The 13,762-nt window shown below is 57.2% G+C and carries 14 protein-coding genes; 4 read left to right on the plus strand and 10 right to left on the minus strand.

Annotated features, from left to right (window positions below; genetic code table 11):
* Position 1: 1 nt before the first annotated feature.
* Positions 2–2,128 (minus strand): methylmalonyl-CoA mutase, encoded by a 2,127-nt coding sequence (scpA, locus tag DHN10_RS10315; RefSeq protein ID WP_108815258.1) that lies wholly within the window; start codon positions 2,126–2,128, stop codon positions 2–4.
* Between the two features lie 113 nt (positions 2,129–2,241).
* On the opposite strand from scpA, the gene DHN10_RS10320 reads away from it, so the two are divergent.
* Positions 2,242–2,691, plus strand: coding sequence for a DUF4174 domain-containing protein (locus DHN10_RS10320; RefSeq protein WP_234417101.1), 450 nt, complete (start codon positions 2,242–2,244; stop codon positions 2,689–2,691).
* A gap of 4 nt (positions 2,692–2,695) precedes the next feature.
* Here the strand turns inward: DHN10_RS10320 and DHN10_RS10325 are convergent, their stop codons facing one another.
* The 5 genes from DHN10_RS10325 to DHN10_RS10340 all read right to left on the minus strand — a co-directional run bounded on the left by DHN10_RS10325 (position 2,696) and on the right by DHN10_RS10340 (position 7,721).
* Positions 2,696–4,693 carry an acetyl-CoA carboxylase biotin carboxylase subunit gene (locus tag DHN10_RS10325; RefSeq protein ID WP_108815260.1) on the minus strand — a complete coding sequence of 666 codons (1,998 nt, stop codon included), beginning with the start codon at positions 4,691–4,693 and terminating at the stop codon, positions 2,696–2,698.
* 96 nt (positions 4,694–4,789) lie between these two features.
* Positions 4,790–4,996, minus strand: a complete 207-nt coding sequence (locus DHN10_RS10330) for a hypothetical protein (protein ID WP_108815261.1) — start codon at positions 4,994–4,996, stop codon at positions 4,790–4,792.
* A 343-nt stretch (positions 4,997–5,339) separates the two neighbouring features.
* Positions 5,340–5,684: a hypothetical protein gene (locus tag DHN10_RS10335; protein WP_199910674.1), complete on the minus strand. Its 345-nt coding sequence runs from the start codon at positions 5,682–5,684 to the stop codon at positions 5,340–5,342.
* A 77-nt stretch (positions 5,685–5,761) separates the two neighbouring features.
* A complete protein-coding gene (locus DHN10_RS19725) occupies positions 5,762–5,905 on the minus strand; it encodes a hypothetical protein (RefSeq protein WP_159086976.1) in 144 nt (47 codons plus the stop codon).
* Between the two features lie 283 nt (positions 5,906–6,188).
* Positions 6,189–7,721 (minus strand): acyl-CoA carboxylase subunit beta, encoded by a 1,533-nt coding sequence (locus DHN10_RS10340; protein WP_108815680.1) that lies wholly within the window; start codon positions 7,719–7,721, stop codon positions 6,189–6,191.
* Positions 7,722–7,889: 168 nt separating this feature from the next.
* Between DHN10_RS10340 and DHN10_RS10345 the strand changes: the two genes are divergently transcribed.
* Genes DHN10_RS10345 through DHN10_RS10355 form a run of 3 tightly spaced genes read left to right on the plus strand, consistent with a single transcriptional unit; the run spans position 7,890 to position 11,056 of the window.
* Positions 7,890–9,101, plus strand: a complete 1,212-nt coding sequence (locus DHN10_RS10345; protein WP_108815263.1) for a multidrug effflux MFS transporter — start codon at positions 7,890–7,892, stop codon at positions 9,099–9,101.
* 51 nt (positions 9,102–9,152) lie between these two features.
* On the plus strand, positions 9,153–10,553 hold the full coding sequence (locus DHN10_RS10350; protein ID WP_108815264.1) for a helix-turn-helix domain-containing protein: 1,401 nt from the start codon (positions 9,153–9,155) through the stop codon (positions 10,551–10,553).
* Positions 10,554–10,603: 50 nt separating this feature from the next.
* A complete protein-coding gene (locus DHN10_RS10355) occupies positions 10,604–11,056 on the plus strand; it encodes a CoxG family protein (protein WP_108815265.1) in 453 nt (150 codons plus the stop codon).
* Here the strand turns inward: DHN10_RS10355 and DHN10_RS10360 are convergent, their stop codons facing one another.
* The 4 genes from DHN10_RS10360 to betA form a co-directional block, all read right to left on the minus strand.
* Positions 11,057–11,296 (minus strand): YdcH family protein, encoded by a 240-nt coding sequence (locus tag DHN10_RS10360; protein ID WP_108815266.1) that lies wholly within the window; start codon positions 11,294–11,296, stop codon positions 11,057–11,059.
* Positions 11,297–11,373: 77 nt separating this feature from the next.
* Entirely contained in the window at positions 11,374–11,703 is a 330-nt protein-coding gene (locus DHN10_RS20130; protein ID WP_306419261.1) for a sunset domain-containing protein, read from the minus strand.
* Positions 11,700–12,020 carry a thermonuclease family protein gene (locus tag DHN10_RS20135; protein ID WP_306419262.1) on the minus strand — a complete coding sequence of 107 codons (321 nt, stop codon included), beginning with the start codon at positions 12,018–12,020 and terminating at the stop codon, positions 11,700–11,702. The genes DHN10_RS20130 and DHN10_RS20135 overlap by 4 nt, the downstream gene beginning before the upstream one ends.
* A 74-nt stretch (positions 12,021–12,094) precedes the next feature.
* On the minus strand, positions 12,095–13,753 hold the full coding sequence (betA, locus tag DHN10_RS10370; protein WP_108815681.1) for a choline dehydrogenase: 1,659 nt from the start codon (positions 13,751–13,753) through the stop codon (positions 12,095–12,097).
* Positions 13,754–13,762: the final 9 nt, after the last annotated feature.

Raw genomic sequence — 13,762 nt, forward strand, 5'->3', positions numbered from 1 at the left:
GCTAGGTGCGCGCCGCCCGGATCAACCCAAGAATATCTTCCGCTGCCTTGGGAATATTGGTGCCCGGTCCAAAGATCGCCTTCACACCGCTGTCATAAAGGAACTGATAATCCTGCTGCGGAATAACCCCACCACAAATGACGATGATATCCTCGGCACCTGCATCCTTCAGCGCTTGTACCAGTTTAGGTGCCAGCGTCTTATGCCCCGCCGCCTGAGAGCTGATCCCGATCACATGCACGTCATTGTCGATGGCATCCTGTGCGGCCTCAGCCGGGGTCTGGAACAATGGTCCGACATCCACGTCAAAGCCGATATCGGCAAAGGCCGTCGCAATGACCTTTGCGCCGCGGTCATGCCCGTCCTGCCCCATCTTCACGACCAGCATGCGCGGCCTGCGGCCTTCTTCTTCGGCAAAAGCCTCGACGCTGGACTGAATAGCCGCGAACCCTTCGTCGCCTTCATAGGCTGCGCCATAGACGCCTGCCAAAGTCTTTACCTCGGCGCGGTGCCGTCCGAATGCTTTTTCCATTGCCATGCTAATCTCTCCAACAGTGGCGCGGGCGCGTGATGCTTCGACCGCTGCCTCCAACAGGTTGCCGCCTTCCGTGGCGCGGCGGGTGAGTTCCGCGAGCGCCGCTTTGCAAGCCGCATCGTCGCGGGCAGCCTTCGTGGCCTCAATCCGCGTGATTTGGGAAAGCCGTACCGCATCGTTGTCGATGTCTAGAATGTCGATCGGGTCTTCATTGTCCTTGCGGTATTTGTTGACGCCGACAACGACCTCGGTCCCCCGATCAATGCCTGCCTGGCGCTTCGCTGCGGTTTCCTCAATACGCAGTTTAGGCATGCCAGAGGCCACGGCCTTGGTCATGCCACCCAAGTCTTCAACCTCTTCAATCAAAGCCCAGGCGGCCTCGGCCAATTCATGCGTCAAATTCTCGACGTAGTACGATCCGGCCAGCGGATCGACCACATTGGTCACACCGGTTTCCTCTTGCAAGATCAGCTGCGTGTTCCGTGCAATCCGCGCGCTGAACTCTGTCGGCAGCGCAATCGCCTCATCCAACGCGTTGGTATGCAGCGACTGCGTACCTCCCAGCACCGCACTCATCGCCTCATAAGCCGTGCGGATCACGTTGTTATACGGGTCCTGTTCCTGCAACGACACGCCAGAGGTCTGGCAATGGGTGCGCAGCATCGATGATTTGGGGTTCTTAGGCTCGAATTCCGCCATGATCCGCGACCAGAGCAGACGGGCGGCGCGCAATTTGGCGGCCTCCATGAAGAAATTCATGCCAATAGCAAAGAAGAACGACAATCGCCCGGCAAACTGATCAACATCCATGCCACGCGCAATCGCGGTGCGGACGTATTCGCGCCCATCGGCCAGCGTATAGGCCAGCTCTTGGACAAGGTTCGCGCCTGCCTCTTGCATATGGTAGCCGCTGATCGAGATAGAGTTGAACTTGGGCATCTCACCTGTCGTATATTCAATAATATCCGCAATGATGCGCATCGAAGGTTCAGGCGGATATACGTAAGTATTCCGCACCATAAATTCCTTCAGAATGTCATTCTGAATGGTGCCTGACAGCACATTGCGCGGGTGCCCCTGTTCTTCCCCGGCGACAATGAAATTGGCGAGGATTGGGATAACCGCGCCATTCATGGTCATGGACACGCTGACCTTGTCCAGCGGAATGCCATCAAAGAGGATTTTCATATCCTCCACGCTGTCAATCGCCACACCAGCCTTGCCGACATCACCTTCAACACGGGGGTGATCGCTGTCGTAGCCCCGGTGGGTCGCCAGATCGAAAGCAACGGACACACCTTGCTGCCCGGCCGCAAGCGCTTTGCGATAGAACGCATTCGATTCTTCCGCCGTCGAAAACCCGGCATATTGCCTGATCGTCCAAGGACGGCCTGCATACATCGTGGCCTTCACGCCGCGCGTGAACGGGGCCTCGCCGGGGATACCGCCCATATGCGGCAATCCGTCCGTATCACCGGATGTATAAAGCGGCTGGACGGGGATGCCTTCCAGCGTATCCCATGTCAGCGCCTCCAAAGGCTTGCCACGCAGTTCTTTGCGGGCAATCTCTTCCCATGTTTTCTTATCAGACATTTACACCTCCGGCGGTGGTTTGGCGTTGGAACACGGATTTGTTTGCAGCAAACAGCACTTGCCCCTTAGATTTTGGCGCGAGCGTCTCTATATCTACTGTCATGAAGTTATTGATGAACATTGTGCTTGCCGCATTGGTTGCCCTGCCAGCCGCCGCGCAGGACCAAACCGTCCTTGAACGCTGGGAAGAAGACCGCACACAGGTCTTTGACGGGGCCGAAATCACACTGGATGATCTGAACTGGATGGCGCGTCCATTGGTGATCTTTGCTGATACGCCCAATGATCCGCGTTTCCAGCAGCAAATGGATCTATTGCTGGCGGACGTCGACCAACTGGCCGAACGCGATGTCATTCTGATCACCGACACGGACCGGTCCGTCATGACCGATCTTCGGACCGAATTACGCCCACGCGGGTACATGATGACCTTGATCGGCAAAGATGGCCGCGTGGCCCTGCGCAAGCCCGCACCATGGAGCGTGCGCGAGTTGTCACGCTCCATCGACAAGATGCCACTGCGGCAGCAGGAAATCAGCGACCGCAGGTTGGTTGGGCAGTAGCCGATCATTCGAATTCCATGATCACTTCGTCCACGGCAAGGCTGTCGCCCGCACTGGCCTTGATCGCCTTAACCGTACCCTTCTTTTCGGCGCGCAAGATATTCTCCATCTTCATCGCCTCAACAGTACAAAGCGCTTGGCCTTCCTGCACCTCGTCGCCTTCGGCCACGTCAACCTTCACGATCAGACCGGGCATCGGACAAAGCAGGTATTTCGACGTATCAGGCGGCAGTTTTTCAGGCATGAGTGCTGCCAATTCTGCCTGACGTGGGGTGCGGACATGTACCTTTAGGTCAGCGCCGCGATACCGCACACGGAACCCGCCTGAGATCTTGCCGATCTTAAGCACCAAAGGTGCCCCATCCACGCTCAAACGTGCCAGTGGATCGCCGGGTGTCCAGTCACTTTCCACCCGCAATGTCTTGCCGTTGATGGTGACATCCGCGCCTGTCTTTTCAGCGTTGATCTTTACGTCATGAGCATGACCTTGCAGCTTGACCACCCAATCCTCGCCTACATGGCGTTCATGGTTGTCCATCCGTCCTGAGATGCGGGTACGCCGAATTTCGGCGACACGGTGCATTGCGGCAGCAGCGGCAGCAATCCGCTCGCAGGCGTCTTCGTCAAGCGTTACGCCTTCAAAGCCATCGGGGTATTCTTCCTCGATAAAGGCGGTTGTCATGTTCCCGCTGGTGAATTTTTCATGGTCATAGACTGCCGCCAGGAACGGCAGGTTATGCCCGATCCCTTCCAGCTCAAACCCATCCAGTGCCAGACGCATTTCTTCAATCGCGGTGGCACGATCCGGCGCCCATGTGCAAAGCTTGGCAATCATGGGGTCATAATACATGCTGATTTCGCCGCCCTCAAAGACGCCTGTGTCGTTGCGCACGGCACGTGCCGCTGTCGCTTCTTCCGCAGGCGGGCGATAGCGGGTCAGGCGCCCAATAGAGGGCAGGAAGTTGCGATAAGGATCTTCGGCATAAAGGCGGCTTTCCATCGCCCAACCGTTGATTTTCAGATCATCCTGCGCAAACGGCAGCTTTTCCCCTGCGGCCACGCGGATCATCTGTTCAACCAGATCAATGCCGGTGATCAACTCGGTCACAGGGTGTTCAACCTGCAACCGCGTGTTCATTTCGAGGAAATAGAAGTTGCGGTCGCCATCGACGATGAATTCCACAGTTCCGGCGCTGGCATAGCCCACGGCTTGCGCCAATGCGACGGATTGCTCCCCCATTGCCTTGCGGGTCGCCTCATCCAGAAACGGGCTGGGCGCTTCTTCGATGACTTTCTGGTTGCGGCGCTGGATCGAGCATTCGCGCTCGTGCAGATAAACTGCGTTGCCATGACTATCGGCCAGCACCTGAATTTCAATGTGGCGAGGCTGGGTGACAAACTTTTCGATAAAGATACGGTCGTCGCCAAAGCTGTTAGCGGCTTCGTTTTTGGACGACTGAAACCCTTCGCGGGCCTCGTTATCATTCCATGCAATGCGCATCCCCTTGCCGCCGCCACCGGCAGAGGCTTTGATCATCACTGGATAACCAACCTGATTGGAAATCTTCACCGCCTCTTCGGCATCCTCGATCAGCCCCATGTATCCGGGGACCGTCGATACATTGGCGTCCTGCGCGATCTTCTTGGACGTGATCTTGTCGCCCATGGATTCGATCGCCCCCTTTGGTGGGCCGATGAAAGCAACGCCAGCCGCTTCAAGCGCATCTGCGAATTTGGGGTTCTCAGACAGGAAACCATAGCCGGGATGCACTGCCTCTGCTCCGGTCTGCTTGATCGCCTCCATCACCTTGTCGATGACAATGTAGGATTGGTTGGCCGGGGGCGGGCCGATATGCACGGCTTCGTCCGCCATCTTTACATGCAGCGCATTGCGGTCGGCATCAGAATAGATCGCAACCGTCTGGATACCCATCTTGCGCGCGGTCTTGATGACCCGGCAGGCGATTTCACCACGGTTAGCGATGAGGATTTTCTTGAACATGTTTCTTGCCCCTAGAATGCAAAAACCGCCGCAGGGGTATGTCCCCAACGGCGGTTTCCAGAATTGATACGCCCGTGGTGGGCGCGTGTGTCTACCTTAACGGCAGCCGTTGATGCCTGCGTCGTCGCAAAGCACGCCAGCAGCTGCACCGGCAAGCATCGTGCCTGTGCGATCAGTGCCGAGAACTTCTGCGGCAACAAGGCCAGCGCCTGCGCCTGCAACGCCACGCTCTGCGTCGCCCTCAAGGCAACCTGCCAAACCAAATACTGCCACTGTCGCGAGGATGATTGATGTCTTTTGCATAATCTTACGCCTATCGTTGTTATCTGTGTCGCACCGGAATTGACGCGATCCGTGGGCCGATCAATAGCCAGATCAGCCTGATATCCAATATCAACCGCATTATTTCCTACCAATCGGCGAAAAACCGTCATCGGCCTGCTTGGTGAGTAAGCAGGCCGATCAGGGGAGGGGTAACGGTGTAGTGAAGTAGAATTGATGGACTTGTTGGTGACCATCTCTTCTAAACTTAGATTGACGCATCCGGATGTCAACGAAAAGCTGCCAAATGCACGCCGTAGATCATCGGCGGAATCCCGCTCGGCTTGTGGAGTGATCGCTGAACTCATCCGCCACGCAGCCATGATCAAAGCACCACTTCTGGAAAGTTCTGGCGGGCAATGGTCGCATCGATGCGCAAAAGCGCTTCGTAGCTGGCAGGATCAAACGGGTCTTCGGCGGGAATCACTTCGCGGCCCAAAAGCCAGCTCAGACGGCCCGCATCCAGGTTGCCGCGCACAAAGGGCTCTTCGCCGAAATGTTCCCACAACGCCTGCATAAACCCCGCGTCGGCCCGCTTGTCAGCTGGACGCCGATCAGGATAACGCACACGTTCGGTCAGGGGCGTCGCCCCATCTTTGTTGGCGCGGCGCAGTGTGAACTGGAAATCTGTGCCGGGAAGCCTGCCCGGAAATCCCCGATGCTTATCCATATATGGAAGGTTAGCCATGCAATTGCCCCCGCATGACTGGGGTGCAGACGGGCCCAGAGGCCCGCCGCAATAGCGTATTAGTGGATCTGCCGGAAGTCTTGTGCGGCTTGCGTGGCTGCGGTGTCAGATGTGACACGAAGCGGCCCGCGATCCTGGCTACCTGACATTGCCACAAGCGCCATAAGCGCTGCGACACCAAAAGCCAAAAATCCGTGGAACATAGTGATTGCCTGCCTCTTATTAGTAAGAGCCTTGGGCGATCTATGCCGCCTTGGCCCATTTGTTGTGCGGCTGTTGCGCCGCATAAGGCAGAGTTAGCGAAAAATGCATTTAAATCATAGGGCTGCACGGCGTTATACATCCGATTTGACGGTGATGTGCCAAAAAACGCGCAGAAACGCGAGGATGCGCCCATATTTTGCGCATCCGCAGGTGATGCCCCTATATGTAGCGAACCGCCACGCGCGCGTTTCCGCGCATTGAATGAAACTGCCAACCTGAACATCATAGCGGGATATTGTCGTGTTTTTTCCACGGCGTATGCGTCTTTTTGGTCCGCAAGGATGCAAAGGCCCGGCACACACGTTTGCGCGTTGATTGTGGCATGATGACTTCGTCGATCACGCCTTTTTCAGCGGCCACAAACGGGTTGGCGAAACGATCTTCGTAATCCTGCGTGTGCTTTGCGATCTTCTCTGGGTCGTCCAGATCGGCGCGGTGGATGATCTCTGTGGCACCCTTAGCGCCCATCACCGCAATCTCGGAGGTGGGCCAGGCATAGTTGAAATCACCGCGCAAATGCTTGGAGGCCATCACTACATAGGCACCGCCGTATGCCTTGCGTGTGATCACCGTCACTTTGGGCACGGTTGCCTCTCCATAAGCAAACAGCAGTTTTGCCCCATGTTTGATCACGCCGCCGTATTCCTGGCTGGTGCCGGGCAGGAAGCCGGGCACATCAACCAGTGACAGGATCGGAATTTCAAAGGCATCGCAAAAGCGGACAAAGCGCGCGGCCTTGCGCGATGCGTCAATATCCAGACACCCGGCCAGCACCATCGGCTGATTGGCGACGACGCCAACGGTCACGCCTTCAAGGCGGATGAACCCGGTCAGGATGTTTTTGGCGAACTCTTCCTGGATCTCGTAAAAGTCACCTTCATCTGCCAGCTTGGTGATCAACTCTTTCATGTCATAGGGCATGTTTGGGTTGTCGGGCACCAGTGTATCAAGGCTTTCTTCGACACGGCTTACATCGTCAAAGAACGGCCGCACGGGCGATTTGTCGCGGTTATTGAGCGGCAGGAAATCCACAAGGCGGCGGGCCTCGGCCAATGCTTCAACATCGTTTTCAAAGGCCGCATCGGCCACGGATGACTTTTTGGTATGGGTTGAGGCCCCGCCCAGTTCTTCGGCAGTCACCTGTTCGTTTGTGACTGTTTTCACAACGTCAGGGCCAGTGACAAACATGTAAGAGCTGTCTTTGACCATGAATATAAAATCGGTCATCGCTGGCGAGTAGACAGCACCGCCCGCTGTTGGCCCCATGATCAAACTGATTTGCGGCACGACGCCCGAGGCGATGATGTTGCGCTGGAACACCTCGCCATAGGCCGCAAGGCTGGCGACGCCTTCCTGAATACGCGCACCGCCACTGTCGTTAATCCCGATGATCGGCGCACCATTCTGGATCGCCATGTCCATGATCTTGCAAATCTTCTGACCGTGGGTTTCCGACACCGAACCACCCATGACGGTAAAGTCCTGGCTGAACACATAGACCAAGCGGCCATTGATCGTGCCCCAACCTGTAACAACGCCATCGCCGGCGGGGCGTTCATTCTCCATCCCGAAATCGGTGCAGCGGTGGGCAACGAACATGTCGAATTCTTCGAATGACCCATCATCAAGCAACAGCTCCACCCGTTCGCGCGCCGTCAGTTTGCCTTTGCGATGCTGTGCGGCGATCCGCTTTTCGCCGCCACCCAATCGGGCCGCCTTGCGCCGGGTTTCCAGCTCTTGCAGAACATCCATCAGAATATGTCTCCCACTTCTTCGCGCCCGTCTTAACTTGTCGAAGGTCGAAGGGGGAATGGGTAAATTTGCAAATTTTGTGGTTTTCAATTTTAGAAAAATGCAAATCTGCAAATTTCTTTTCTTTTGGGACGCATGGACAAGCACCGCACCCCGCCCTAACTTTTCGGAATGACATCCATTCCCCTGATCCGATTTCTGGATCGCACAACGCCACCGCACATCCTGACACTGGTCCTGATTACGGGCATGTCTGCGCTGAATATGTCGATTTTCCTGCCATCGCTGGCTGCGATGACGCGGTATTTTCAGACAGACTACGCCATCATGCAGATTGCCTTGTCAGGGTATTTGGCCGCCACCGCAGTGCTACAGGTCTTTATCGGTCCAATTTCTGACCGCTATGGCAGGCGGATCATAGTGCTGGGATCGCTGGCAATATTTGTGATCGCAACGATTGGCGCGCTCATGGCCACAACGGTCGAGGTGTTCCTGTTCTTCCGCATTCTGCAGGCCGCGGTTGCGACCTCCATGGCACTTGGCCGGGCCATCGTGCGCGATATCGTCCCACAAGCAGAGGCTGCATCTATGATTGGTTATGTCACCATGGGCATGGCCCTTGTGCCAATGGTGGGGCCAATGATCGGTGGTGGGCTTGAGCAAGTGTTTGGCTGGCAGGCGTCGTTTGTGTTTCTGACCGTCTCGGGGATCATCACACTGGTGATTGTCTATTTCGACCTTGGTGAAACCGTCCAAGGCGAAGGCACCAGTTTTCGCGATCAACTGAGGACTTATCCAGAATTGCTGAGGTCGCCGCGCTTTTGGGGTTATGTGCTCTGCGCTGCATTTGGATCGGGCGCGTTCTTTGCGCTCTTGGGCGGGACTTCTTTCGTGGCCAGCGACATCTTTTCCCTTTCCCCAGTGTGGACCGGCATTGCACTCGGCGCGCCTGCAATCGGCTATGCCGTGGGCAACTTCTTCTCGGGCCGATATTCGGTACGCATCGGCATCAACCGCATGGCACTGATCGGCACAGGCGTGACGGTCTTGGGGTTGGGCCTGTCCGCGCTGCTGACCTTTGGCGGGGTCAACCATCCGCTGAATTTCTTTGGGTTCTGCACCTTCCTTGGGCTCGGCAATGGGATCATGCTGCCCAATGTGATGGCGGGATCCATTTCGGTACGTCCGCATCTTGCCGGTACAGCCAGTGGGTTGGGTGGCGCGATCATGATCGCGGGCGGCGCGGCACTGTCACAATTTGCGGGCAGCATCCTGACCCTTGAGACCGGCACGATGCCCCTGCAACTGATCATGTTGGGGGTGTCTGTTCTTGCGATGTTGTCGGTCTTCTTTGTGATCTGGCGGGAAAAACGCATCGCTTGACGCGGGTTTTGCAGCGGCTAATCTCGGTCAGCAAACTTGCAAAGGTGGGATATGGCCGTTCAGAAACTTTACGCTGGTGCAAAGCTGCGCGAATTGCGCGGACGCATGGCACTAACGCAAAAGGCTTTTGCGGAAAAGCTGGGCGTGTCGTTGCCCTATCTTAACCAAATGGAAAACAACAATCGCCCCGTTTCCACGGCGGTGGTTCTGGGGCTTGCGCAAGAATTCGGCTTTGACGTGACAGAGCTGCAATCGGGTGATGAGGCCCGCTTGGTCAGCGACATGCGCGAGGCCTTGGCCGATCCGGTGTTTACCGGCACGGCCCCTGCCCTTGCTGATATGCGTCTGGCTGCTGCGAACGCCCCTGCCCTCGCACGTGCATTTCTGGACCTACACGCCGCCTACCGGCAGACCCACGAACGGTTGGCCTCGCTGGATGAGGCGCTGGGACGCGAAGACGCCCGCCTGCAACCAAGCCCATGGGAAGAGGTCCGCGATTTCTTCCATTATTGCGACAACTACATTGATGCCGTGGACCGCAGTGCCGAACGCTTTGCAAACAGCTGCGACCCCGGTGAGACGATGGCCGCCGCCGCAGTGCGCGCGCTGAAAGGTCACGACATCCGCGTGATCTTTGTCGATGCGCCCGACGCCCGCCATTATGATCCCGAAAGCAAAACCTTGCGGATCTCGCAATTTGCAAGCCCTGCGACACAGACCTTTCAACTGCTGTTTCAAATTGCGTTGATCACGCAGGAACCTTTGCTAGAGGCCACACTTGATCTGGCGCGCTTTCAGTCCGAAGAGGCCCGCAGCGTCGGGAAAGTGGGGCTGGCGAACTACTTTGCCGGGGCCGCGCTCATGCCCTATGCCGCGTTTCTTGCCGCCGCTCAGTCCACCCGGCACGATCTGGAAATTCTCGCAACCCGTTTTGGTGCATCCATCGAGCAGGTGGCCCACAGGTTGTCCACATTGCAGCGCCCCGGTGCCAAGGGTATCCCGTTCTTCTTTGTGCGCGTCGACCAGGCGGGTACGATCACCAAACGACACTCAGCAACCACCCTGCAATTCGCGCGCTATGGCGGGGCCTGCCCGCTTTGGAATGTGCATCAGGCGTTTGAGCTTCCGGGGCAATACCTGCGCCAATTGGCTGAAACGCCAGATGGCGCGCGCTATTTTTGTCTGGCCCGTGACGTCAGTAAATCTGGCGGGGCCTACTCGGTACCGACACGCCGCTATGCTATCGGGCTGGGCTGCGAGGTGAAACATGCGCCCGCACTGGTTTATGCCGACCACATGGATATCTCTGCGATCGAGGCCTACGCCCCCATTGGCATTTCCTGCCGGATTTGCGAGCGACGACAATGCCATCAGCGCTCTGTCCCACCGCTGGAGCGGCAGTTGCGTGTTGACCCTGATCGCAGAGGTATTCTGCCCTATCAGCTTGACTAGCCACCGGTATCCGGGTTGCACTGGCCTGACACATCGAAGGAGGGTGCAGCATGGAACTCAGCGGGACAAAGGTGATCGCAGCAGATGTGGAAAACGTCTGGGCGCATCTCAACAATCCTGAAACGCTCAAGGCCTGCATTCCGGGCTGCGAAGAACTGACTGGGTCGCCAGAAGAAGGGTTCGCTGCCACCGTGAAACAGAAGGTCGGCCCTGTGAAGGCCACCTTTAAGGGCGAAGTCACATTGGACAACATCGTGCCCGGCAAAAGCTATACCATCACCGGCGAAGGCAAAGGCGGCGTTGCAGGCTTTGCCAAAGGCGGCGCCGACGTCGTCCTGACTGCCGTCGATGGCGGCACAGAGCTGGCCTATGAAGTGCAAGCCAAGGTCGGCGGCAAGCTGGCACAGCTTGGCAGCCGGATCATTGGTGGATTCGCCCGCAAGATGGCCGATCAGTTCTTTGAGAGCTTTCAGAACACCGTCGAAGGCAACGACAGCGCCTGATCACTGCGGGCGCAAGGCCGCGCTGATCTGATCTTTCAGTCGCATCCGGGTCTTGCGCAACTCTGACATATGCAAATCATCAGTAGGCTCTAGGTCCGTCTCAGCTCGGTGAACGGCGCGATTGACGGTGTGGTACTGCTCAAACAGATTGGCGAAATGGGTGTCAGTCGCTTTCAGCGCCTGCATCTTTTCGATGTCATCAGGGAATTCTTCGGCCAATTCGTGGGGGGTGTGCGACATGCCTGTCCTCCTTGCTTGTCTTTGCGATAAGGATATCAGGGACATCGGCGGCAGACTTTGACACGGATCAAGTGGTTCTATCTTCGCGCCGCGCGCCAACCTGCTGCCTCGGCCTCGGCTGCGGAACAAAACCAGCGCTCGCCATTGGCTGGATTGATCCGGGTACGGTCATAGTGCTCTTGGCCGGGGCGGTGATAGATGCGTCCGCCGGATGAGATATTGCCCTTGATCGCGCAGTTCTGGTTCGGCGCCGGGTCATCGGCAAATTGAGCAGCGCGGAATTCTGACGGCATCTGCACCTCAACCGCCCACAGCCCACGTTCTGCGATGGCGGCCGATTTCTCTTCCAGATCATAGGTATCTGAATACCGGCGAAACGCCCACGCCAGCCCCGAGCTTACGATCATGCGTCCCATGTCCTGCCCATCGACCGTGCATTGGGCCACGACGCGCGCCCGTAACGGTCAGTGTCGCGCGCCGCACAACGGGCATACGCCCCATCAAAGCGATTGCGGGCAGCGTCACGGGTCCACGCCCCGCAATCCCATGTGCGCCCATCCTTTTCACAAGGTTGCCCCATTTCTGGGGCGTCAATCCCAAAGAGGCGCACGCGCGTGCCACCGACATCAATCGTGTCAGCATCAATCACGCGGATGGTGCCATTGGGGGCTGCGATTGCCGTCGTCCCGAGAAAGGAGAGGATCAATAGAAGAATACGAAACATACCCCGACCTATGGATGGCCGGGGTATCGGTTCAAGAGATTTCGTTAACGAAGGTTAAGAAAGTGTTAAGGTGATCAGCGCTGCACCGTTTCCCAATCTGGATGAATCCAAGGCTGATCATTTGAGGGCGGCAGCGGGTTGCGTTGCAGAATGTGATCCGCTGCCTTTTCGCCAACCATGATCGACGGGCCGTTGGTGTTGCCGTTTGTCACCCTTGGGAAAATAGAGCTATCGGCAACGCGCAGCCCCTTAACCCCGATCACACGGGTTTCAGGGTCAACCACCGCCATCGGATCATCGGGGTCACCCATCTTGCAAGTGCCACAGGGGTGATACGCGCTTTCCGCATGTTCGCGGATCACCGCATCCAGCGCTTCATCACTTTGTGCATCCTCGCCCGGTTGGATTTCGCGCCCACGATAGTCATCAAAGGCCGATTGCGCGAAAATCTCGCGGGTCAGCCGGATGCACTTGCGGAAATCTTCCCAATCCTGCGGGTCGGACATGTAGTTGAACACAATCTTGGGATGCTCATTGGGGTCAGCCGACCGCAATGTGACCTCGCCCCGCGACTTGGAGCGCATCGGGCCCACATGTGCCTGAAAACCGTGGCCGTCAGGCACGACCTTGCCGTCATAGCTGACAGCGATCGGCAGGAAGTGGTACTGGATATCTGGGTATTTGATCCCCGCTTTGGACCGGATGAACCCCGCGCTTTCAAACTGGTTGGAACTGCCCAAGCCCGTTTTCCACAGCAACCATTCCAAACCGATCTTGGCTTTGCCGCGAATGTTCCAATAGGAAAAAAGCGAAACGGGTTTGGTCGCCGCCTGCTGGATATACAGCTCCAGATGGTCTTGCAGGTTCTGGCCGACGCCGGGGCGGTCTGCCACAACGTCGATGCCATGCTCTTGCAAGTGTGCCGCCGGGCCGATGCCCGACAACATCAGCAATTTCGGTGAATTCAGGGATGACGCGGCAACAATCACCTCTTTGTTGGCTGTGATCACCTCAATCTTGCTGCCCCGGCTGACTTCAACACCGACGGCGCGCCCGTTTTCAATGACAATCCGACGCGCAAAAGCGCGGGTGATGTTGCAATTGGGACGCTTGAGGGCGGGACGCATATAAGCCGAGGCCGCTGACCAACGCTTGCCCTTGTAGATGGTGGCATCGAAGGGGCCGAACCCTTCTTGTTGCTCGCCATTGTAGTCGCCAGTGACGGGATAACCTGCCTGCCTACCGGCCTCGACAAAGGCCCGTGTCAGGGGGTTCTTGCGTGGCCCACGCGTGACATGCAGTGGCCCGTCCTTACCGCGCCAATCGGGGTTGCCGCCATGGCCACCGTCATGCCAATGCTCCATACGTTTGAAATACGGTAGAACGTCGGCATAGGCCCAGCCATGTGCACCGCTTTCGGACCAATAGTCATAGTCGCAGGCATGGCCACGGACGTAGATCATACCATTGATTGAGGATGACCCCCCAATCACCTTGCCACGCGGCGTGACCAGTTCGCGCCCGCCCAAGTTGGGCTCGGGTTCGGACTTCATGCCCCAATCGTAGCGTTTCATGTTCATCGGATAGGACAGTGCAGCAGGCATCTGAATGAACGGCCCTGCGTCGGTACCGCCATGTTCGATGACCAACACTTGCTTGCCAGCCTCAGCCAGTCGGTAAGCAATGGCGCAACCGGCAGAGCCTGCACCGATGATAACGTAATCAGCTTGCATGTTTTCCAT

The organism is Loktanella sp. Alg231-35 (assembly GCF_900143545.1).
GTDB lineage: Bacteria > Pseudomonadota > Alphaproteobacteria > Rhodobacterales > Rhodobacteraceae > Yoonia.

Bases quoted from the DNA above. Each gene is read 5' to 3' on its own strand.
- scpA (WP_108815258.1), bottom strand. From the start codon at position 2,128: ATGTCTGATAAGAAAACATGGGAAGAGATTGCCCGCAAAGAACTGCGT.
- DHN10_RS10320 (WP_234417101.1), top strand. From the start codon at position 2,242: ATGAACATTGTGCTTGCCGCATTGGTTGCCCTGCCAGCCGCCGCGCAG.
- DHN10_RS10325 (WP_108815260.1), bottom strand. From the start codon at position 4,693: ATGTTCAAGAAAATCCTCATCGCTAACCGTGGTGAAATCGCCTGCCGG.
- DHN10_RS10330 (WP_108815261.1), bottom strand. From the start codon at position 4,996: ATGCAAAAGACATCAATCATCCTCGCGACAGTGGCAGTATTTGGTTTG.
- DHN10_RS10335 (WP_199910674.1), bottom strand. From the start codon at position 5,684: ATGGATAAGCATCGGGGATTTCCGGGCAGGCTTCCCGGCACAGATTTC.
- DHN10_RS19725 (WP_159086976.1), bottom strand. From the start codon at position 5,905: ATGTTCCACGGATTTTTGGCTTTTGGTGTCGCAGCGCTTATGGCGCTT.
- DHN10_RS10345 (WP_108815263.1), top strand. From the start codon at position 7,890: ATGACATCCATTCCCCTGATCCGATTTCTGGATCGCACAACGCCACCG.
- DHN10_RS10350 (WP_108815264.1), top strand. From the start codon at position 9,153: ATGGCCGTTCAGAAACTTTACGCTGGTGCAAAGCTGCGCGAATTGCGC.
- DHN10_RS10355 (WP_108815265.1), top strand. From the start codon at position 10,604: ATGGAACTCAGCGGGACAAAGGTGATCGCAGCAGATGTGGAAAACGTC.
- DHN10_RS10360 (WP_108815266.1), bottom strand. From the start codon at position 11,296: ATGTCGCACACCCCCCACGAATTGGCCGAAGAATTCCCTGATGACATC.
- DHN10_RS20130 (WP_306419261.1), bottom strand. From the start codon at position 11,703: ATGATCGTAAGCTCGGGGCTGGCGTGGGCGTTTCGCCGGTATTCAGAT.
- DHN10_RS20135 (WP_306419262.1), bottom strand. From the start codon at position 12,020: ATGTTTCGTATTCTTCTATTGATCCTCTCCTTTCTCGGGACGACGGCA.
- betA (WP_108815681.1), bottom strand. From the start codon at position 13,753: ATGCAAGCTGATTACGTTATCATCGGTGCAGGCTCTGCCGGTTGCGCC.